Origin of the sequence: Arthrobacter sp. M4 (genome assembly GCF_020251205.1) — a bacterium.
In the GTDB taxonomy this organism is placed as follows: Bacteria; Actinomycetota; Actinomycetes; order Actinomycetales; family Micrococcaceae; genus Arthrobacter.
Window position 1 is genome coordinate 434,224 of sequence record NZ_JAIWYX010000002.1, and the last position, 20,365, is coordinate 454,588.

Annotated in this window: 19 protein-coding genes; 9 read left to right on the forward strand and 10 right to left on the reverse strand. The window is 63.5% G+C overall.

What is annotated here, in order from left to right; translation table 11 throughout:
• Positions 1–756: a DUF4166 domain-containing protein gene (locus LD110_RS05610; RefSeq protein ID WP_225496984.1), complete on the forward strand. Its 756-nt coding sequence runs from the start codon at positions 1–3 to the stop codon at positions 754–756.
• A 72-nt stretch (positions 757–828) separates the two neighbouring features.
• Here the strand turns inward: LD110_RS05610 and LD110_RS05615 are convergent, their stop codons facing one another.
• The 6 genes from LD110_RS05615 to LD110_RS05640 all read right to left on the reverse strand — a co-directional run bounded on the left by LD110_RS05615 (position 829) and on the right by LD110_RS05640 (position 7,951).
• The gene (locus LD110_RS05615; RefSeq protein WP_225496986.1) at positions 829–1,866 is read right to left on the reverse strand and encodes a hypothetical protein; all 1,038 of its coding nucleotides are present in this window, start codon (positions 1,864–1,866) and stop codon (positions 829–831) included.
• A gap of 3 nt (positions 1,867–1,869) precedes the next feature.
• A complete protein-coding gene (locus LD110_RS05620; protein ID WP_225496988.1) occupies positions 1,870–2,259 on the reverse strand; it encodes a chorismate mutase in 390 nt (129 codons plus the stop codon).
• A gap of 145 nt (positions 2,260–2,404) precedes the next feature.
• Positions 2,405–4,114, reverse strand: a complete 1,710-nt coding sequence (locus LD110_RS05625; RefSeq protein WP_225496990.1) for an ABC transporter ATP-binding protein — start codon at positions 4,112–4,114, stop codon at positions 2,405–2,407.
• Positions 4,111–5,082, reverse strand: a complete 972-nt coding sequence (locus LD110_RS05630; RefSeq protein ID WP_225496992.1) for an ABC transporter permease — start codon at positions 5,080–5,082, stop codon at positions 4,111–4,113. Before LD110_RS05630 ends, LD110_RS05625 begins: the two co-directional genes overlap by 4 nt.
• Positions 5,083–5,084: 2 nt before the next feature.
• Complete coding sequence (locus LD110_RS05635; protein ID WP_225496994.1) at positions 5,085–6,176, reverse strand: ABC transporter permease; 1,092 nt, start codon at positions 6,174–6,176, stop codon at positions 5,085–5,087.
• A gap of 146 nt (positions 6,177–6,322) precedes the next feature.
• On the reverse strand, positions 6,323–7,951 hold the full coding sequence (locus LD110_RS05640) for an ABC transporter substrate-binding protein (RefSeq protein ID WP_225496996.1): 1,629 nt from the start codon (positions 7,949–7,951) through the stop codon (positions 6,323–6,325).
• 442 nt (positions 7,952–8,393) lie between these two features.
• Between LD110_RS05640 and LD110_RS05645 the strand changes: the two genes are divergently transcribed.
• Positions 8,394–9,221, forward strand: coding sequence for a caspase family protein (locus LD110_RS05645; protein ID WP_225496998.1), 828 nt, complete (start codon positions 8,394–8,396; stop codon positions 9,219–9,221).
• Positions 9,222–9,241: 20 nt separating this feature from the next.
• Here LD110_RS05645 and LD110_RS05650 read toward each other — a convergent pair whose 3' ends face one another.
• The gene (locus tag LD110_RS05650; RefSeq protein ID WP_225496999.1) at positions 9,242–10,873 is read right to left on the reverse strand and encodes a hypothetical protein; all 1,632 of its coding nucleotides are present in this window, start codon (positions 10,871–10,873) and stop codon (positions 9,242–9,244) included.
• 298 nt (positions 10,874–11,171) lie between these two features.
• A complete protein-coding gene (mnmA, locus tag LD110_RS05655; protein WP_225497001.1) occupies positions 11,172–12,308 on the reverse strand; it encodes a tRNA 2-thiouridine(34) synthase MnmA in 1,137 nt (378 codons plus the stop codon).
• A gap of 139 nt (positions 12,309–12,447) precedes the next feature.
• On the opposite strand from mnmA, the gene LD110_RS05660 reads away from it, so the two are divergent.
• Complete coding sequence (locus LD110_RS05660; RefSeq protein WP_225497003.1) at positions 12,448–13,692, forward strand: NAD(P)/FAD-dependent oxidoreductase; 1,245 nt, start codon at positions 12,448–12,450, stop codon at positions 13,690–13,692.
• Positions 13,693–13,731: 39 nt separating this feature from the next.
• Here LD110_RS05660 and LD110_RS05665 read toward each other — a convergent pair whose 3' ends face one another.
• Positions 13,732–14,964 (reverse strand): cysteine desulfurase family protein, encoded by a 1,233-nt coding sequence (locus LD110_RS05665; RefSeq protein WP_225497005.1) that lies wholly within the window; start codon positions 14,962–14,964, stop codon positions 13,732–13,734.
• A 98-nt stretch (positions 14,965–15,062) separates the two neighbouring features.
• On the reverse strand, positions 15,063–15,710 hold the full coding sequence (locus LD110_RS05670; RefSeq protein ID WP_225497007.1) for a hypothetical protein: 648 nt from the start codon (positions 15,708–15,710) through the stop codon (positions 15,063–15,065).
• Between the two features lie 105 nt (positions 15,711–15,815).
• Here LD110_RS05670 and LD110_RS05675 point away from each other — a divergent pair, with 105 nt between their 5' ends.
• From LD110_RS05675 to LD110_RS05700, 6 genes are all read left to right on the forward strand, one after another.
• Positions 15,816–16,178, forward strand: a complete 363-nt coding sequence (locus tag LD110_RS05675) for a hypothetical protein (RefSeq protein ID WP_225497009.1) — start codon at positions 15,816–15,818, stop codon at positions 16,176–16,178.
• Positions 16,179–16,253: 75 nt separating this feature from the next.
• Positions 16,254–17,225 carry a DnaJ domain-containing protein gene (locus LD110_RS05680; RefSeq protein ID WP_225497010.1) on the forward strand — a complete coding sequence of 324 codons (972 nt, stop codon included), beginning with the start codon at positions 16,254–16,256 and terminating at the stop codon, positions 17,223–17,225.
• Between the two features lie 67 nt (positions 17,226–17,292).
• Positions 17,293–17,760 carry a tRNA (cytidine(34)-2'-O)-methyltransferase gene (locus LD110_RS05685; RefSeq protein WP_225497011.1) on the forward strand — a complete coding sequence of 156 codons (468 nt, stop codon included), beginning with the start codon at positions 17,293–17,295 and terminating at the stop codon, positions 17,758–17,760.
• 246 nt (positions 17,761–18,006) lie between these two features.
• Positions 18,007–18,630 (forward strand): ECF RNA polymerase sigma factor SigK, encoded by a 624-nt coding sequence (sigK, locus tag LD110_RS05690; protein ID WP_225497338.1) that lies wholly within the window; start codon positions 18,007–18,009, stop codon positions 18,628–18,630.
• Positions 18,631–18,632: 2 nt separating this feature from the next.
• The gene (locus LD110_RS05695; RefSeq protein WP_225497013.1) at positions 18,633–19,544 is read left to right on the forward strand and encodes an anti-sigma factor; all 912 of its coding nucleotides are present in this window, start codon (positions 18,633–18,635) and stop codon (positions 19,542–19,544) included.
• Between the two features lie 33 nt (positions 19,545–19,577).
• A complete protein-coding gene (locus tag LD110_RS05700; RefSeq protein ID WP_225497015.1) occupies positions 19,578–20,339 on the forward strand; it encodes a MerR family transcriptional regulator in 762 nt (253 codons plus the stop codon).
• Positions 20,340–20,365: the final 26 nt, after the last annotated feature.

Genomic DNA, 20,365 nt, shown 5'->3' on the forward strand with positions numbered 1-20,365 from the left:
GTGACCACGCCTATTTACGAACAAGCCCTTGGCGGCGATTTCGCCCGGCTCCAACCCGAACTCCAGGAATATTTCTCATTGACCCCCGGTTCGGGCCACTACGGTATCGGCGAAGGGGTTTTTGACGTGGTTGGCTGCCGCCAGCCGTGGCTTCGGCCCTTTCTTGCGCTGACGGCCAGCGAGGAAGCATTTTTTCCGGAGTACGGCGAAGGGATTCCGTTCCGGATCGAGAACCACGCCCACATGGATCCTTTCGGGCGGTCGAGCCTGACAGCCAGGCGCGAGATCTTCTTTCCGCGCGTCACCCGGCTCTTCCAAGACACCACCAGCGCAGTCCCAACCGGCCCGGTCCCAGCGACTGTGGACGACAGCAAGCCTGCGAAGCCAGCACGCGGCACAAGGCTGGTGGACTACGTTGGCAAGTACCGGAGGCTCGTCACCGAACTGGATCTGGCCGTCACGGATGAGGGCCGGCTTCGCGGTGTTTCGGAAGCGTCCCGGCTGCTTGCCGGCCCCCTCCGTGTTCCTTTGCCTGCCGTGATGGATGCGAAGGCCTACGCGGAGCAGTGGTGGGATCCGATTGAGCAGTTGCACCGCATCCAGGTCAAGGTGATTCAGCCGCAGCTTGGCCTGATTTTGGTTTACGCGGGCCGCTTCAGCTATCGGCTCCAGCCCTATCTGCCCGGCGCGACGGCGGACACCACCAGCGGGCTGCCCCGGTATGCCGAACCGGAGCGCTGGGAAAAGCGCCTCTAATCCCTGGACGTTCGGTACCCGCTGACGCGGCCGCAAGGCTCTGATGCTGCATTTCCGACCAGCAAGGTTGGCCTAGCCCAGGGCAGCCTGGTTCAGGCCATCGGCCACTTTTGTGAGCCGTACCAGAATGTCCTTCGCCTCCGACGGGCCAAAGTCAACCAGACCGTGCGACGGTGTCACCCTGACCGCTCCAAGCTGCGACGGCGGGAGGCCAAGTTGGCGCCACGGTCGCCAAACGGCGTCGACGACGTCGGCGGTCCGGGGCAGCGCGGCTACCCGGTCCGCCGTCGGCAGCGCCCCCAGCCAGAGGCGCTTCCCTCCCTCGACAGCGCCCGCCAATTGTTCCCACTGCCGGGTGGTGAGGGCCTTAATCGGCACCGCGATGCCGTCGGCCCCGGAGGCAAGGATCCGCTGGAACGGCGCTTCAACTTCGGGCACTGAAATCACGGTCTCGGCAGCGCCGGCGTCCCTGGCGGCGTCAATAACGGCTCGCCACGCCAGTGTGACCTCTTCACCGGGGACCGAACGAAGAGTTCGGTAACCGCTGGCCGTAGGAATGGTACCCGCCAGTACGTCGGCGATGTCCGGTTCGTCCAGTTGAACGGCAAGGGCGGCGCCCGGAACGGCCACGGATACACGCTTGAGGTGGTCCTTAATCCCCGCCGTCAGCGACTGCACGATATCGCGGCGGGCACCATGGTCTGACAGCGCACGCTCGCCGTTGTGAAGGTACAGCGCGGCTGTCAGCGACAGTGGTCCAAGGAGCCTGACCTTAAACGCCTCCGCCGGCCGCTCTTCCTCGCCGGCGACGTCCGCCAGAACGTTGAGATCCGTGGCAAGGGCAGAGCGCGCACGCTGCATGTCGCGGCCGGGCTTGTCCACCAGGCGCCAGCCATGCGGCTGGACGTCGATCGCCAGTTCCTCCAGCAGGCATGCTGTCCGCCCCACAGCGTCCGAGCCCACTCCCCTGTCCGGAAATTCAGGAAGGAAGGGCAGATGCGGCGTGCCGAGCTCGCCACGGACAATCCGGATGGCTTCTAAGGGATCGCTCCCGGGCCAGGGGCCGTGGGCCGTCGCTGTTACCTGGTCGCGCGGCAATCCTTCCGCCATGCGCTATGCCTTGGCGGCCGAGGCCTGGTGGTCCTCCGCGATGGCTTCGTGGTGCCGGATGACCTCGCTAATGATGAAATTGAGGAATTTTTCAGCGAAGGCCGGGTCCAGATGCGCTTCCTCAGCAAGCCTGCGGAGCCGAGCGATCTGGGCTGCTTCGCGGCCGGGATCTCCAGCAGGAAGCTTGTGCGTCGCCTTGAGTACGCCAACTTTCTGCGTGGCCTTGAACCGCTCGGCGAGCAGGAACACCAGCGTTGCGTCAATGTTGTCGATACTGGACCGGATGGACAACAGCTCTTCCATGACTGACGCGTCCACCTGGCCGGCCAAGGAACTGGCGGAAGGATCGTAGGTTTCGGCATCGTCAGGGTGGGCGTTGTTCAGTTCGGTCATGCCTTCAGTCTAGGCTGTGCCGTAGCGCTCCGGATCTTGCCGCGCCCTGACCTCCCGCAGGACAGGCCTTGGGCCCGCCTCCACGATCGGAGGCGGGCCCGTAACGCACTTGCCGAGTGGCTTGGGCGCAGGCTTGCGTGCGACCCTAGGTGCCCAGCAAGGCGCGGTGCTCCGCACGACGCAACGCCTGCTCGGCGGGATCCGGCACGGGGAGCGACGCGATGAGCCGCCTGGTGTAATCGTGCTGCGGCGCACCCATAACGTGGCTGCCGATGCCCTGCTCAACCAGTTTGCCCTTGTACAGCACGCCAACCCAGTGCGACAGCATGTCCACCACAGCCAGGTCGTGGCTGATAAACAGGGCAGCGAAACCGAACTCTTCCTGGATGTCCCGGAACAGCTCCAAAACTTTGGCCTGCACCGAAACGTCCAGTGCCGACGTCGGCTCATCCGCGATGAGCAACCGGGGGTTGAGGGCCAGTGCCCTGGCCAGGGAGGCCCGCTGACGCTGTCCGCCGGACAGCTCATGCGGGAACCGCGCCGCGAACGACGACGGCAACTGGACTGATTCGAGCAGCGCGCCGACCCGGCGTCGTGTCTCCGCCGGTGATGCCTTTTCGTGGATAACGATGGGCTCCGCGACACACTCCCCGATGCTCAGGTGCGGGTTGAACGACGCCGCCGGGTCCTGGAAGACAAAGCCGATGTCCTTCCGGAGTGGCCTGAACGTCCGTTCCTTGAAGTTCAGCATCTCGTAGCCGAGGACTTTGAGGCTGCCACCCGTGACGCGGTTGAGCCCGGCGATGGCTCGCCCGATGGTGGTTTTGCCCGATCCGGACTCTCCCACCAGACCAAAGACCTCACGCTCTGACAGAGTGAAATTGACGTCGTCCACGGCCCTAAAGCCGGGACGGCCCAGCCTGCCTGGATATTCGATGGTGAGGTTCTTGGCTTCCACCAGGACCTTGCCGTCCTGGTGGAGCCGTTTTGTCACCCCTTCCGACGCCGACTGCCGGCCCAGGTGGGGCACTGCGGCCAAGAGGCGCTTGGTATAGTCCTCACGCGGCTCGGCGAACAGGGTCCGGGCGGAGGCCTCTTCAACCACGTCACCCTGGTACATCACCACCACGCGGTCGGCGAGGTCCGCCACCACGCCCATGTTGTGGGTAATCAGCACGATGGATGTGCCGTACTGGTCCCGCAGGTCCCGCAGAAGCTGCAGGATTTCAGCTTGGACGGTGACGTCCAGGGCCGTTGTGGGTTCGTCCGCCACTATGAGCCCAGGGTTTAGTGCCAGCGCGGCCGCGATGACCACACGCTGCTTCTGACCACCGGAGAACTGGTGCGGATAGTAGTTGACGCGGACTTCCGGATCCGGAATTCCCACCTTGCGCAGGGCGTCAACGGCCCGTTTCCTGGCCTCCTTGGCTGACACCCTGTGGCCGTGGGCGCTATGTGCCCGGATTCCTTCGGCGATCTGCCAACCTACCGTAAAGACCGGGTTCAGGGCGGTTGAGGGTTCCTGGAACACCATCGCCACGTCACGGCCCCGGATCTGCCGCATCGCTGCCGGTGTCACGCTGACAACGTCATGTCCGCGGATCACCACCGTCCCGGATTGCGTGGCCGTTTCCGGCAGCAGTCCAAGGATTGTTTTCGCCGTAACGGTCTTGCCTGAGCCTGACTCACCCACAATCGCAAGGACTTCGCCGGGCTTCACATCCAGGCTGACGTCCCGGACAGCTTCAACGTCTCCGCTGTCGGTGGCGAACGTTACCTTCAATCCGTCGATGTCCAGCACTGGTCCGACGGCACGGCCCGACTTGTCGGACATCGTTCCCAGGTTCACCGTCATGCCTTGCCTGCCTTGAGTTGTTTGGTTCCGGCGCGGCGCCGGCCACGCAGCCGTGGGTCGTTAAGGTCGTTGATGCTTTCTCCCACCAGGGTTAGTCCGAGCACCGTCAGGACGATCGCGAGGCCGGGGAAGACCCCGGTCCACCAGATTCCGGACGAGGCGTCGGAGAGGGCCTTGTTGAGGTCGAAACCCCACTCCGACGCAGATGACGGTTCAATGCCGAAGCCCAGGAAGCCCAGGCCTGCGAGCGTGAGGATCGCCTCGGAAGCGTTCAGGGTGAACATGAGCGGCAAAGTGCGCGTGGCATTCGTAAAGATGTGGCGTCCCATGATGCGCAGGCTCGAAGCGCCCACCACCTTGGCCGACTCCACGAAGGGCTCAGCTTTCAACCGGATGGTCTCGGCGCGGATCACCCGGAAGTACTGCGGCACGAACACCACGGTGATCGCGAACGAGCAGGCCAGGATGCCGCCCCAGAAGCTCGACTGTCCACGGCTGATGACGATTGACATCACAATGGCCAGCAGCAGCGAAGGAAACGCGTAAATGGCGTCCGCGATGACCACCATGATCCGGTCAAGCCAGCCGCCGAAGTAGCCGCTGAGCAGTCCTAGTGCCACGCCAAGGAACAGGGACATGGCCACGGACACCACGATCACAGTGACAGCGGTCTGCGATCCCCACAAGACCCGTGACAGCACGTCATAGCCGCCCACGGTAGTTCCCAAGAGGTGCTTTGCGCTTGGCGCCTGTTGAGTGGGGAATGATCCGGAGTTGTCGCTCAGTTGGCTATAGCCGTAAGGAGCCAGCAGCGGTGCCAACGCTGTTGCGAGCAGGAAGAAGCCGGTGAGGATCACCCCGGCGACAAGCATGCCCCGCTGCAGCCCAACACTCTTGCGCAGGTGGGAGACTACAGGGAGCCTGCCAAGGATCGGGCCCCGGCTCGCGTGCAGTTCAGATGTGCTCATGGTCAGTACCTCACGCGGGGATCGATCAGGGCGGCCACAACGTCCACCACAAAGTTGGTTACGGCCACGATGACGGCCAGCAACACCACGATGCCCTGTACGGCGACGAAGTCCCGCGCATTCAGGTATTGCACTAGCTGGTACCCGAGCCCTTTCCATTCGAAGGTGGTCTCCGTCAGCACCGCGCCGCCAAGCATCAGCGCAATCTGGAGGCCCATGACCGTGATGATAGGAATCAGTGCCGGTTTGTAGGCGTGCCTGGTGAGGAGGCGGAACTCACTTACGCCCCGGGAGCGCCCGGCCTCGATATAGTCCTTGCCAAGCGTTCCAATGACGTTGGTGCGGACCAGACGAAGGAACACTCCGGCGGTCAACAGCCCCAGGGCTATGGCAGGAAGCACTGCATGCGCGGCGATATCGCCCAGAGCAGCCATATTGCCGCTGCGAAGAGCGTCCAGCCAGTAGATCCCGGATGGCGCAGCCAAGCCCTGCATGGTGAGTTCGGTTCGTGTGGACGTCCTGCCGGCGACGGGCAGCCACCCGAGCCAAGCCGAGAAGACCAGCTTGAGGAGGAGCCCGGAAAAGAACACGGGCGTCGCGTAGCAGAGGATCGCGAAGCAGCGCAGGACAGCGTCCTGCCCCTTGTCACGGCGCTGGGCTGCGATCAAGCCGAGCGGGATTCCGACGGCGAGCGCCACAACCAGGGCGTTGATGGACAGTTCGAGTGTCGCTGTGCCGAACGTGGCCAGCATGTCGACGACGGGACGGCGGTCAGTGATGGTGGTGCCGAAATTCCCGGTGGCCAACTGACCCAGGTACTCGGCGTACTGGACGAGGATTGGCCGGTCGTAGCCGGCGTCGTGAATCCGCTGCGCAAGGACGTCCGGGGGAAGCCGCCCACCCTGGGCGGCTGTGATGGGGTCGCCGATGACTCGCATCATGAAGAACACGAGGGTGACGAGGATGAAGATGGTGGGAATGATCAGGAAGAAGCGGACCACTAGGTAGCGTCCAAGTCCTCCGCCCGGTGCGGCCTTGCTCTTGGGAGTCACTGCTCCCGGTTTGGCCTCGGGCACCTCGATAAGAGAAGTCATTGTTGCCTAAAAGTTTCGGATCCCGCGGATTGCGCGGTTGGTGATGGGTGCTGGCGCGTGGAGCCAGCGAATCGGCAGGAGAGGAGGCCGGGCGCCGGTCCGGCACCCGGCCTCCCCCTGAGCCGGTTACTTGGTGTCGGTGCCGGCTACTTGGAAACGGTTCCGAGCCGGAACTTGAACGATGCGTCCAGGGTCTTGTCCACGCCGTTCACCCCGGTGCCCGAGATGGCGACTTGGGCGCCCTGCAGCAACGGCAATGTGGAGATGTCCTTGGCGAGGGCGTTCTGCGCATCCTTGATGGCCGATTCACGCTGGCCCTTGTCCGTCGTGGTGAGCTGCTTGTTGATGAGCTGAATCACGGTCGGGTTGTTGTAGTGGTTCTTCAGGAAGTTGTTTTCCAGGAAGAACGGTGACAGGTAGTTGTCGGAGTCGCTGAAGTCCGGGAACCACCCAAATTGGAAGATCGGGTATTCGTCAGCACGGCTGGCCTTGGTGTAGGTCACCCATTCTGTGGACTGCAGGTTGACCTTGAACAGGCCAGACTTCTCCAGTTGCGCCTTGACAAGGGCGTATTCATCACCTGAAGAGTTGCCGTAGTGGTCCGGGTTGTACTGCAGGTTGATTGCCACCGGTCCAGCGATGCCCGCATCGCTCAGCGCCTTCTTGGCTTTGTCCGTGCTCGGCTTACCCGAGCCATCCCCATAAAGGTCCTTGAAGGATTGGTTGGCACCGAGGAAGCCGCTGGGCACATGTGAGTACAAAGGAAGGTAGGTGCCCTTATAGACCTGGTCGGCGATAGCCTGCCGGTCTACGAGGTTGGCGATGGCCTGCCGAATGGCGAGGGCCTTGGCTGGGTCGGCATTGGGCGCCTTGGTGCCGTACGGCATCGTGTTGAAGTTGAACGTGATGTACCGGATCTCGCCACCCGGGCCAACATTGACCTTGACCTTCGAGTCCTTCTTGAGGTCGTCGACGTCCGTGGCGCTTAGGCTGCGGTTGGCTACGTCAAGGTTGCCCTGTTGGATATCGAGCTTGAGGTTGGTTGGGCTGGCGTAGTACTTGATGGTCGCCGCATCATTGGCCGGCTTTCCGAGGAGGCCCTTGTAGTCCGGGAAGGCCTTCAGGCTGACCAGTTCATTCTTCTTGTAGCTGTCGATGGTGTATTGGCCATAGAACGCCTTTGCCTTGACGATCTCATCGTCGGGAAGAATCTTGTCTGCCGGGAAGACCTCGTCGTCCACGATAGGTCCGACGGGGCTGCTGAGGATCTGGGCGAAGGTTTGGTCGTTGGCCAACTTGAGCTTGAACACGACGGTGGTCGCATCAGGTGTGCTGACGCTGTCGAGGTTTCCCAGGAGCGCCGCGGGACCTGCAGGGTCGTTGATCTTGACCTGGCGGTCGAAGGAGAACTTGACGTCCTTGGAGTCAAGTGTGTGGCCGTTGGCCCACTTCAGGCCGGACTTCAACTTCACGGTGTATTCCGTGGGCGACGTAAACGAAGCGGATTCCGCTAGGTCCGGGACGGGATCGGCACCACCGGGCTTCGAATTCATCAGGAACGAGTAGACCTGGTTCATCAGCATAAACGAACCGTTGTCATACGAACCTGCCGGATCCAGGGCCGTGACCTTGTCCGTGGTGCCATAGGCGATGGGACCGCCTGCCGCCGATGGAGAGGAGCTGCCGCCGGATGGACCCGTGCAGGCTGTCAGGGCGAGGGCCGAAACACCTGCCAGCGCGATGACGCCGTGCAGGGCCTTGGATTTCATTGACATCTGTGAACTTTCTGTTCGATGAGTACCGCGCTCAGCGCAGGGAGTGTGGCGCAGAACACAGTCCTGATGCCACGATTCAATCAGAACGACGCGCAATTGTGATGAGTTGAGACCCAATATTTACCTTACGGTAGTTCAGTTCCCGAACGGTCGGTCGGCTTGGGAGTCCATTGCCCCCTGAAAGCACCGGGAATATCGTTATCTTGCGTTCCTGCGTGTAGTGCCGGCCCCACTCACAAGCCGGATGAAACGGCCGCTGGAACGGCGTGTCGTCGGATCGGACTTACGCCCGTGGCGGTGGGATCTGCCGCCCAGGTTGGAAAGTTGCGGCTCGACATCCGGGCGGTGGAAGTTGGGGCCGCCGATCGAACGTCCAATCCGCGCCGGATCCGGCTAAATTCGAGGCTGGGTCCGCGCAACCGCACGCCAAAGGTCTCCCGCCATGAGCAAAGCCGCCCTCTGCGTAGGCATCAACCAATTCAGCAATCTTCCCCAATCGAGCTGGCTCCAAGGCTGCGTCAACGACGCCAACGACTTATCATCCCTGCTCACCTCCGACTACGGGTTTCCGGCCGACTCGGTCACCGTACTCCACGACTCCGACGCCATTAAGGAACGGGTCATGGATGAGCTGCAGGGGTTACTGGACCTTGCCGCCAGCGGCCAAGCCGATCACTTGGTCTTCACCTTCTCCAGCCATGGCACACAGATCCCGGATACCAGCGGGGACGAGGCAGACCGGCTGGACGAAGCGTTCGCCTGTCATGACATCAATAACGCCGGCGACGCGTGGGACGCGGCCACCGTCATCTCGGACGATGAGCTCTACCAGTTATTCGCCAAACTCCCCGATGGAGTGCTGATGGAAGTCGTGATGGATACCTGCCACAGCGGCACCGGACTAAAGTCCCTGGACCTGTTGCCCGGGCGGCGCCCCAGGTTCCTTCCCGCGCCGACACCAACGGCCGTGGCAGCAAACGAATCAAAGGACGTTCGTGTCCTCAAGGACCTCATCAAGATGGGCAACGTAGCAAAACCAGTCCTGATGGCGGCCTGCCGGGCAGACCAAACAGCCGCGGATGCGTTCCTTGATGGCCGCTACAACGGTGCATTCACTTATAACCTCATTCGCGCGCTGAAGGACAATGGCCAACTTTCCCGGGCGGACGTGCTCAAGGTGGTCAGCAAAGGACTGAAGTTAGGCGGCTTTGACCAGATTGCCCAACTTGAAGGGACCACTGCCGCGAAGAAGGCGGCCTGGGGACACTGAACGTGGGTGCACGACAGCTGCTAGTCCCCAGTCCTGTGGAACTTGTTGCGTGCGGTGGAGGAGGCCGCCTGCTCTGCCGCACGCTGCTCATCGGAAACGAACATAGCCGCCTGACGCTCCCGGTCCAGTACGGGCTTGAACGCCGCATACACAAGCCGCCCACCGGCGTCGAACCTTAAGACCCCGCCCCCGCGAATGTCCACGTAGTCACGTTCCGTCTTCAGGCCCAACCGCACGAAAGCCTCTTTCCGCCCCATCCTTACCGTTTGGATGAAGGAAGCGCCTATCTCGGAAACAACAAAGCCGTCCGGCGAAACGCGTTCCGATGTGCGTACCCGGGTGGAGCTGAGTGGCGTTCGCCGCTCCAGCCGTGCGGCGTCCAGGAGCCGGGGGTTCTCCCACACAAAGCGCTGGACTTCCTGGGGATCCGAACCCAGGGCACGCAGCCTTATCGGATAGCGCAGGGAAGTGTAGTTTTCGACGCCGGAGATGTTGGCTGAAGGGATCCGGCGTATGCCGATCGCCGAAAACTCGTCCTGCAGGACGTCCCTATAGTGGTGCTGGTCCTCGGGGATCATGTCCATGTCCGCCGCGATGATGCCACGCAACAAGTCCCGCCACGTCACGTCCACGGGAGGCATGTAGGACAGTCCCCTGATCACCATGCGGAGGACGCGCATGCCGACGATCGACCCGGACTCTGCCTTCTGCTGCAGGCTCTGGTTATCCCCGAACCGGCTGTTCCGTTCCGCCCACAGCCGCTGCACCGTTCGCAATACCGCCCCAACCACAACCGAGCCGCGGGCGTGCGGTTCGGGCAACTGCTGCCAGTCCTTTGGAGCTACATCCAGGAGCGGTTCGCGCAAGGCGCCGCGGGCAAAAAGGTCTTTTGCAAAGTCGAAAAGGGACCTCATCATCACCTCATCGGTCACCGGTTTCCCTGTTCCGGAACCGTTCGCTACGGCGGCCAACTGGCGGTACACCACCTCACGGGACGAGAAGACCGAGAGAATCGCCACAAGGTCGGCGATGGCCTCATGCATGGCGAGCTGTTCAGTGTTGGCCAAAGCGTCGGCCCACGCCGGGCGGAAGCCATCCAGGATGGCGTGCGTCACCTCGTGCGCCACGATGTCTCGGTAAAGGGCGATCGGAACCTTGTATCCCAGCCGTTCGATGGAGCCGAAACGGATGATGTTGCTTCCGCGCTCATAACCGGTCTCGTAGGCGTCTGCCTGGTCGCGGGCCTTGAGGACCAGCCGGCCTTCCAGGTTCCAGGGCATGCGCCGGCCCAGCGTGGTCTCAAAGAGGTCCAGCGTCGCCGAGGCCACTCCATACACATGCTGTGCCAGAAACCTGTTGTCATCCAGCAGTTCGCGCAATTCTGACGGCGGTGGTTTGGAGACCAGCCGCCACGGGTCCCCTACTTCAGTCAGCGTCACAGGAGCAACATTGGTCCCGCGCCACTTTCGAATATGGATGGCAAAGCGCAATCCGGATGGCCCTCGCCTCATCCGTTCAACGGGAATGCGCAGATCCACCGTCAGCGGCCCTCCGGGCCCGGAGGCCACGGGTCCCTCAGCCAGCACTGTCACGGGAACCATCTGCCCGGCACGAATGTCGCCCGGGACTTTCTTCCGGATTTCCACAGTCATCGCCGTCTCGCCCACCCAAGCCACACGTCAGCGGGATCGCTGTAAGGCCAAGTATGGCCGCGCGCCAAGGGGCAGGCAATGACCTCCAGCGGCGCGCCGCGGACGGCAACGCCGGGCCGTGCCAGCAGTTGCCTGGGCAAGCGCCAGGACCATGAAAGTACGACGTCGACACGCCCCGCGTGCGCTAGCGGCCTACATTGCGGCGCGCCGCGGACGGCAACGCCGGGCCAGCAGTTGCCTGGGCAAGCGCCAGGACCATGAAAGTACGACGTCGACACGCCCCGCGTGCGCTAGCGGCCTACGTTGCGGCGCGCTGAAGCGAGCGTGCGGCGTCGATGGTGGCCTGCCCCAGGACTCGGCTGCCCTGGTACAGCACCACCGTCTGTCCGGGCGCCACACCGCGGAGGGAGTCGCGAAGCCGCACCACCAGGTTTTCGCGGAAGTCCGAGTCAGCGGAGTCCCGTTCCGTCCAGGCGGTAGCCGGGACAGGGTCACCGTGGGCCCGGACTTGGGCGTGGCATTCGAATTCTTCGCCGGTGCCAACCTCGGCGATGGGCAGGCCCGCCCAGGAGACCTTGATGCCGCGGATTTCGTCGACGGCCAGCAGCCCCTCGGGCCCCACAACCACCTTGTTTTCCTTCGGACGGATCTCTAGAACAAACCGAGGCTTCCCGTCAGCTGCGGGCGTACCAAGCTTCAGTCCGCGCCGCTGCCCAACGGTAAAGGCGTTTGCTCCGGGGTGTTCGCCCACCTTGGCCCCGGTTTCGTCCACAATGTCACCGGGGGTCATCTCGATCTTCTCTGCCAGCCAGCCGCGCGTGTCGCCGTCGGAAATGAAGCAGATGTCATGGCTGTCCGGCTTATTCGCCACGGACAAGCCGCGGCGCTCCGCCTCGGCTCGGACCTCAGCCTTGGACGGTGTATCCGCCAAGGGGAACATGGAGTGCTTGAGCTGCTCATGCGTCAGCACGCCCAGGACGTAGCTCTGGTCCTTTGCCCAATCGGCGGCCCGGTGAAGTTCGCGGTTGCCGTCGGCGTCCTCGATCACCTTGGCGTAGTGGCCGGTACAGACGGCATCGAACCCGAGCGCAATGGCCTTTTCGAGGAGGGCGGCGAACTTGATTCGTTCATTGCAGCGCATGCACGGGTTGGGGGTACGTCCGGCTGCGTACTCGTCGATGAAGTCCTGGACCACGTCTTCCTTGAAGCGCTCGGAGAAGTCCCAGACGTAGAACGGAATGCCGAGCTTGTCGCAGGCGCGCCAAGCGTCCCGCGAATCCTCAATCGTGCAGCAGCCCCGGCTTCCGGTGCGGAGGGTTCCAGGCATGCGTGACAGCGCCAGGTGAACCCCGACGACGTCGTGCCCGGCTTCAACGGCACGGGCGGCTGCTACGGCGGAGTCCACTCCACCGCTCATGGCTGCAAGAACTCGCATGCTGGCTTTCTGCTGGTGATGAAGGAAGAATGCACTGAGGGTGTACCAAATGCCCATCCATCTTACCGCTTGCCGGAAGCCGTACCAAAACCCGGCAGCCGGTCCGGATTGGGGCCTTGACCCACCGAATGGAGGCGGAATGGCAAGCGAACACATCGTCATTGCTGGCGGCGGATTGGCCGCCGCCACGGCAGCACGAACGCTGCGGAGCGAGGGATTCGACGGCGACGTCACAATGCTCTGCAAAGAACTGCACTACCCCTACATACGCCCACCACTGTCGAAAGGCTTCTTGCTCGGCACCGAAGACCAGGACTCCGTGCCGGTCCTGCCCAGGGACTGGTACGCCGAACACCAGGTGGACCTTTGGCTCGGCACGTCAGTTTCAGCCTTGGACGTCACAGGACGCACGGCGCACCTTTCCACAGCTAAGAGCCTCAACTACACCAAGCTGCTCCTGGCCACCGGATCCATTCCCCGCCACCCGGAGCTGCCAGGTGCCGAACTCAAAAACGTCCTGACCTTCCGTACGTTGGATGACTGTCTCCAGCTCAAGGAACTGTTATCCCCCGGCGGACTCAATGTAGTTTTGGTGGGGTCCGGTTGGATCGGCATGGAGCTTGCCGCCGCTGCGAGGACTTTTGGCAATACCGCAACTGTCCTGGGCCGTGGACCTGTGCCCCTCGCCGCCTCCGTTGGGACTGATATCGGCTCGTACCTACGGGGCGTGCACGAAGCCCACGGTGTGCGCTTCGTCCAGGGAACAGCGTCAAGGATTGCAGAAGGCAACGCTGACCGCGCCGGTGCCGCGGCCGCCGTGGTGACTGATTCCGGCGAGGAACTGCCGGCAGACGTGGTGGTGCTGGCAATTGGCGCGGATCCGGACGTCCAGCTCGCGGCGGAGGCCGGGATCGACGTCGACAATGGCGTCCTGACGGATGAATCTCTTCGTACCAGCGCCCCCGATGTGTTTGCGGCCGGGGATATTGCCAACGCGTTGCATCCACTCACGGGCCAGCGCTACCGCAGCGAACACTGGGACAATGCACTGAAGGGCGGGAAAACTGTGGCCAAAGCCATGCTGGGCCAGGGTGCCCAGCACGACGCAGTCCCGTATTTCTATACAGACCAATTCGAGGTCAGCCTCGAATACTCGGGCTTCCCAAGCCTGGTGGAGGGAAAGCCAGTGTTGCGCGGCGACGCCGACAGTGGGGAATTCCTGGCATTCTGGTTGCGGGACGGAGTGCTCGTTGCTGGCCTGAGCATCAATGTTCCCAAGGTCCATAAGTCAATCAAGGCGTTGATCTCCGGCCGTGTCCCGCTGGATGTGAACGCCCTCACTGACCAGGACGTGCCGTTGGATCAGCTCCTGCCGGTCGGCTAAAGCTCGCCGGGACCAAGGCGCCCTCCGAAAGCTGGAGTCCTAGATGGCTTGCCCAGACGATCGGCGGGCAGCTGTCCCGGCGGTTTCGATGCTGGACTCGTGCCCGGCCATCCCAGCCTGTCGCGCCCTGGCATAGGCATCAGGAAGCGCGGCCAAGAGCGCATCCACGTCGGCGTCGGTGGAAGTGTGGCCCAGGCTGAACCGCTGGGCTCCGCGGGCTGTTTCTTCGCCAAGCCCCATCGCGAGGAGCACATGTGAAGGACGCGGGACTCCCGCCGTGCAGGCAGAGCCGGTGGACGACTGGACCCCGGCCAGGTCCAGGAGGAACAGCAGGGAGTCCCCTTCGCATCCCGGGAAGGTGAAGTGGGCATTGCCGGGCAGTCTGCCGGCTCCGGGAGCACCGCGAAGAACTGCCTCCGGGACCGCAGCCCGGACTCCATCGATCAGGCGGTCGCGAAGGGTTTCGATTCGGGCGGATTCCTGTGTCAGGTTGCCCACTGCCGCTTCAGCAGCGGCAGCAAAGGCGCTGATGGATGCAGTGTCCAACGTACCGGACCTAACGTCGCGCTCCTGTCCGCCACCGTGCTGCACGGGAGTCAGCTTCACACCGCGACCCAGCAGAAGTGCGCCCACGCCAACCGGCCCGCCGATCTTGTGGGCTGAAATGGCCATGGCGTCCAAACCGCTGGCACGAAAGTCAACGGGGATGGAACCAAAGGCCTGCACAGCGTCCGAATGCACCGGGATTTCGTGCCTATGTGCAAGTTCGGCTATTTCCTGTACGGGCTGAATGGAGCCGACCTCATTGTTCGCCCACATGACAGTGACCAACGCCACAGTCTCCGGGTCCTCGTCAATGGCGGCCTGGACGGCATCAAGCCGCACTACTCCCTCGGCATCAACGGGAAGCCAGGAGACTTCTGCGCCTTCGTGCGTTTCCAGCCACTCGACGGCGTCCATCACGGCATGATGCTCGACGGCGGAACACAGCACCCGCCTTCGTCGCGGGTCCGCGTCCCTGCGGGCCCAGAACAGCCCCTTGACAGCCAGGTTGTCGGACTCGGTTCCCCCGGACGTGAAGATCACCTCCGAGGGATGCGCCCCCGCTGCAGCCGCAATAGCCTCCCGGGCGTCTTCGACTGCACGTCGGGCACGGCGGCCGGCGGCGTGGAGCGATGACGGGTTGCCAGTGCGCGTGAGTTCACGGGTCAACGCCTCAAGCGCGGCTGGCGCGATGGGCGTAGTAGCGGCATGGTCGAGGTAGGCGGGCACGATTATAGTCTACCGAGGCGGCTGAACAGGGCCCGGCCGCGTGGCATTAGATGGCCGAGTTGGCATCACACGGCCGCGTTAGCATCACGGGCAGGCGGCTATGACGTGGGCGGAACCACGGGAAGCCGCGAGATCACATCCTGCCGCGCTTTGTCCAAATCCGAGGGCTTGGGGCAGGACACGGAGACATAAATGGACGATCCCGCCTTGCCAAAGACTCGGGCGAAAATCGCTGTGGCTTTGGAACCTGCGTGCTTTGTTCCTTCCAAGGAAAGCACCTCCACCCGTGGGCCCGGCTTGCCTTCCTCACCACCCCATCGCAGGGTGTCCATTCTTAGGTATTCCGGAAGGATGCTTGGATCGAGGTACTGAAAAAGCGCGGCGGTGGAGGCTTTGTCATCTCCGGATACGGCCAATGGACCTTGGTTGGTGCGGACCCTTGTTGTCACGGTGCAACCGCTGCCGTTTGTGTAACGGTTTTCGCCTTGGACGTTCTGGCGGACCTGCTTCCAGCCCTCCGCTTCCTTGAGGCTATCCGAGATGCCCACGGGAACACCGGCTGCCAGCGTCTCACCCGCCCCCATGGTCATGTCCCTTGCTGCCACGGCTTCGGCGTCGTGGCCGGGCGTGATGCTTGGAGTGGCGATGGGGGTGCTCGTCGTCGTTGCCGGGGCGAACGCCGGATCTGGGACGTTGACGCTGCACGCCGCCAGGGCGGCACCAACCGAAACGACGACGGCGGCCAAGAGGGCCCCACGAAAGGCACCTGCTGCTGAGTAGCGGCCGAGTTGTGCGGGCCTTGTGCTGTGGAGGGAAGGTGCACCGAAGGTTGGGCTGTGGAAGGTTGGGCTGTGGAAGGCTGGGCTGTGGAAGGTCGCTCTGCTGCCGGCCTCGAAGCGCACCGTTATCCCCTCGCGTTTGTCCGTGTCGCGCCCGACCGCCTGCCGGGCAACGTGTCCGGCAGAAAGTCTAGCCCGCCGTCACGACCGGCCCGTGCCCAAGCGAAGATTGTCAACGCCCTCGGGACCACCTCCACGGTGGCTAACAGCGGGCCTTGCCACTGTACCGGGGCCACGCCCGCGGTACAGTGGCAGGCCGCGGGAACCGGAGTGCTGCAGCTGAGCGTTATGGAGGAAGGCCGTGCGGGCGTCGAGCGCGGCCAGGACTCGTTAGGTGCCAAGCTGGATACACTGTTGCGGCAGGCTGGCCGCTAAAAGCATGCGCTTTTGAATGTGCGCTTGCTCTGGCTGCGGTGCGTCACAGGCTGATTGGCAAGAGGGGGTGGTGATGTGGACCACGACAATAAGTCACACTACGAGGTCTTGCGCATAGCGGTGACGGCGACCGAGAAGGACATCAAATCCGCCTACCGGAAAGCGGCCCGCCGCGCCCATCCTGATCACGGCGGTGACGCCGCGGCTTTCCGCCAGGTCACGCTCGCTTACGAGACACTCATCGATCCCCAGCGCAGGGCCGCGTATGACCGAAGCTACGCCCGGGCGACGTACCGGACTGGAGCGGCGGGCCATCCGGGGCAGGCCGGATCCTCGCAGGGTCGTGGGGAGGGCGGCTACGCAACAGGACCGTCGTCGTCTTTCCGGCCAGGCACCCGGCGCCCAGCCACGCCACGGAGCACTGCTGGCGATCCGCCCTTCTATGTTCCTGCGTACGGTATTCCCGGAGAAGTGCCGCTCATCCCTGAGGCCGAGGCCGCCAGGCAAGTGCACGGGATGCCGCGCAAGCGGGGAATCTTTGGTGCCGAAGCGCGCATCCAGCGGGAAATGCAGACTGTCCAACTGCTGGTCCGGCAGGTGCTCAGCGGCATCCCCGCGGCGCGGCTGGTCAACGGACTGCAGTCGCCGTCGGACAACGGGCACATCGACCACGCGGTACTGTCTGGTTACCGTTTGGCGCTTATCGACTCGATGATGCTGCCCAAAGGCGCGTACGCCTGGGACGGCGCCGTGCTGCGTCATGGGAGCCGGTCCGTGGCTCCGCCGCGGCTGGACCATATCGTCAGGCAGATGCAGGACATCTTCCCCGAACTCAACGTCACAGCCTGGATTGTGGTCCACAGTCCTGGAGGCAACCTCCACGAGCCGGTCATCGACCAGTTCCGGCGCAATCAGGAGTCCGGTCCGGTGCAGGTGGTCAACGCTGCCGGCCTGGTCCGCGGGGTGAAGCAGTTCCTGTCGTCGGGACCGGCACCGAATACAGTGGTGGTTCCGGTGCTGGCCAGGTTGCTCCGTGGCATGCACTGACAGCCCTGCCACAGGGACAGGAGGTCCCAAATCCGGCAGGGCCGGCAGCCACGGCTACGATTGATCTGTGTTCCGCATCCTCTTCCACACGCCCGAAATCCCCGGCAACACGGGCAACGCCATCCGTCTCGCAGCCATCACAGGAGCCGAACTGCACCTCGTGGAGCCGCTCGGCTTCGATTTTTCCGATGCGAAACTCCGCCGGGCAGGACTCGATTACCACGATCTTGCCGTCGTCACCGTCCACCCGGACATCACGGCTGCGTGGGAAGCCCTGCGGCCGGAGCGGGTGTTTGCCTTCACATCCGACGGTGACACCTCGTACACAGACATCGCCTACCGCCCGGGAGATGTGCTCATGTTCGGTCCCGAGTCAGTGGGACTGTCGGAGGAACTGAAGAAAGATCCACATGTGACAGCCCGTGTGCGGCTGCCAATGCGGCCTTCCCTTCGTTCGCTCAACCTGGCCAACGCCGCCTCGATCGCCGTCTACGAGGCCTGGCGGCAGCAGGGTTTCGCCGGAGCGCAACTGTAGCCCGGCCCATCCGTCGTCCTTTCTGCGCCGAATACCAAGCAGATAGCTTCAGCCGTCCTCAGAACGGCCAAGATATCGACCGGCCACTCGCGGGTGGAACATGCCGGGGAATAGGTGAAGTCAGGAGGGCACGTGAGCACGCTGCAATTGCACATGCCTGCGCGGGCCACCGGGTTGGACGCGCCCACCGCGAAGATTTCAAGATCGTTCGTGGCCTCTGGAAGTGCCGCTCTATGCTGGGAAGCGATGGACAATCCCAATGCGCCGGCCGCTGGCACCGCCGCTGATAGCGATATCTCCGCGGAGTCCTCCAGCGCTGCCGACTTGAACCAACGGCTTGCCGCTCTCCTGGCGCTAATCGCGGAGGGTGACCAGTCTGCCTTCGCCCAGTTTTATGAAGCGACTTCCCGCCGCGTCTATGGCATGGCGCGCCGGGTGCTGATTGACCCGGGTCTTAGCGAGGACACCACACAGGAGGTCTTCCTGCAGGTTTGGCAGGGGGCCGGAGCGTTTGATCCTGCTGCGGGATCGCCCATCGCGTGGCTGATGACCATCGCCCACCGGCGGGCCGTCGATCGCGTGAGATCCGTCCAGTCCGCAACGGACCGGGAAGCCAGGGTGTTTGCGTCAAGCCAGGAGGCCGACCACGATTCCGTCGCCGAAGAAGTAGATGACCGCCTCGAAGCCGAAGCAGTGGCCGGGTGCCTGGAAACCCTGACGGAAACCCAGCAGGAATCCGTACGCCTGGCCTACTACGGCGGGCTCACCTACCGCGAAGTGGCAGAACGGCTAGGCGCTGCCCTGCCCACCATCAAGTCCCGTATCCGCGACGGGCTCATCCGGCTCAAGACATGCCTGGGGGTTGCCTGACGATGACTACCGGAGAGGAGGGCAGCGGATACGTGCGCAGGATGTTTGCCCAGGATATCGCCACCGACCTGGCTGAAGGCCGGCTGACGGAACTTGCCGAAATCTATGCCTTGGACGCGATAACCGATCCGGAGAGGGCAGTCATCGACGACTATGTGACTCGCGCGCCGGAGACGGAGCGGACCGCGTTCTTGAACAGGGTCCGCACCGCACGGGAAACGCTTGCTGCAACATTCGCGGCAGAAGAAGAGCCGCCCGCCGGGTTGATCGACCAAATTGTTGCCAAGCTACCTCCCCGTGACGCGGACCAAACTACAGCTATAGCGTACGAACCGGGATCCCCACGCCCCAGTGCCGAGGCGACCACGGGCACCGGTGACCAGTCCCCCGCCCTCAGCCCGTCCGGCGTCGGAGATTCCGGCTTAATAGACCTCAGTGCCGCGCGGAACCGCAGGGAGTCCCGACGACGGGTGGGCGGCATCCGCCGCTGGCTTGTTGCTGCCGCAGCCGCCCTCGTCATCGCCACCGGAGGCGTGGGCATTGGCACGTACGTCGCTTCCCAAAACGACCCCCTAAACCAGGTTCTTCAGGCGCAGGACGTACGGCAAGCGACCGTCCAAGTCATCGGCGGCGGGACAGCCACGGTGACGGTCTCCGCCTCACACGATGCCGCCGTCGTGCGTATGAAGGACGTGCCGGCACCGCCGCCGGGCAAGGTCTACCAAATGTGGCTCATTCCCCGCGACGGCTCGGATCCGGTCTCCCAAGGGCTCATGGACGCCGCTGCCCTGTCACGGCCTGCCCTGGTCAAGGGCATCTCCGGCGCAGCGTCGTTGGGAATCACGGTTGAACCCGTGGGCGGTTCCAAAAAGCCTTCGCTGCCAACGGTAGCCAACGCCCAACTAAGCGCTTGACGTTGACGTAACGTCAACTTCTACGCTGGAGTTATGCAGCGGGACGACAACAGGACCTGGACGATTTCGGAGCTTGCCCGGGCCAGCCGCATCACGTCCAGGACCCTACGGCACTACGACAAACTAGGCCTGCTGGAGCCAGCCTCGGTGGGCGCCAACGGCTATCGCTACTACGGCGCCGCCGAACTTCTCCGGCTCCAGCGAATCCTGCTGCTGCGTGAACTTGGCCTTGGGCTCGAGACCATCGCCGAGGTTTTGGACGGCCAGGCCGATCCCGTGCAGGCGCTTGCCGTGCACCGGGACTGGCTGCTGGCCGAACGTGACCGGATGGACCGGATGTCCCGCACCGTGGACGCCACCATCAACGCCTTACGCCAAGGAGAACCCATGACAGCGGAGAACATGTTCAAGGATTTCGACCACAACCCCTATGAAGCCGAAGCACGGCAGCGCTGGGGAGACAAAGCTGTCGACGACAGCAAGGCCCGCTACGCTGGCATGAGCCTCGGCGAGAAAGAACAGTTCATTGCCGAGTCTGCGGCCCTCAACGAGGAATTGGCGCGTTGCTTCGACGCCGGCCTGGCTGCCGACGATCCCGCCGTCCAGGCCGCCGTCGACCGACACTACAAGTGGGTGTGCGTCAGCTGGACCCCGAACGCCGAGTCCTACGTCGGCTTGGGACAGATGTACGTCGACGACCCACGCTTCACCGCGTTCTACGACAACTACCGCGCAGGCCTAGCCTCCTTCTTGCTGGCCGGCATAAAGGTCTACGCTGAGCGGCAGCTCAGCTGAGGCGGCCCCTTGAGGGGGCCCGCCGC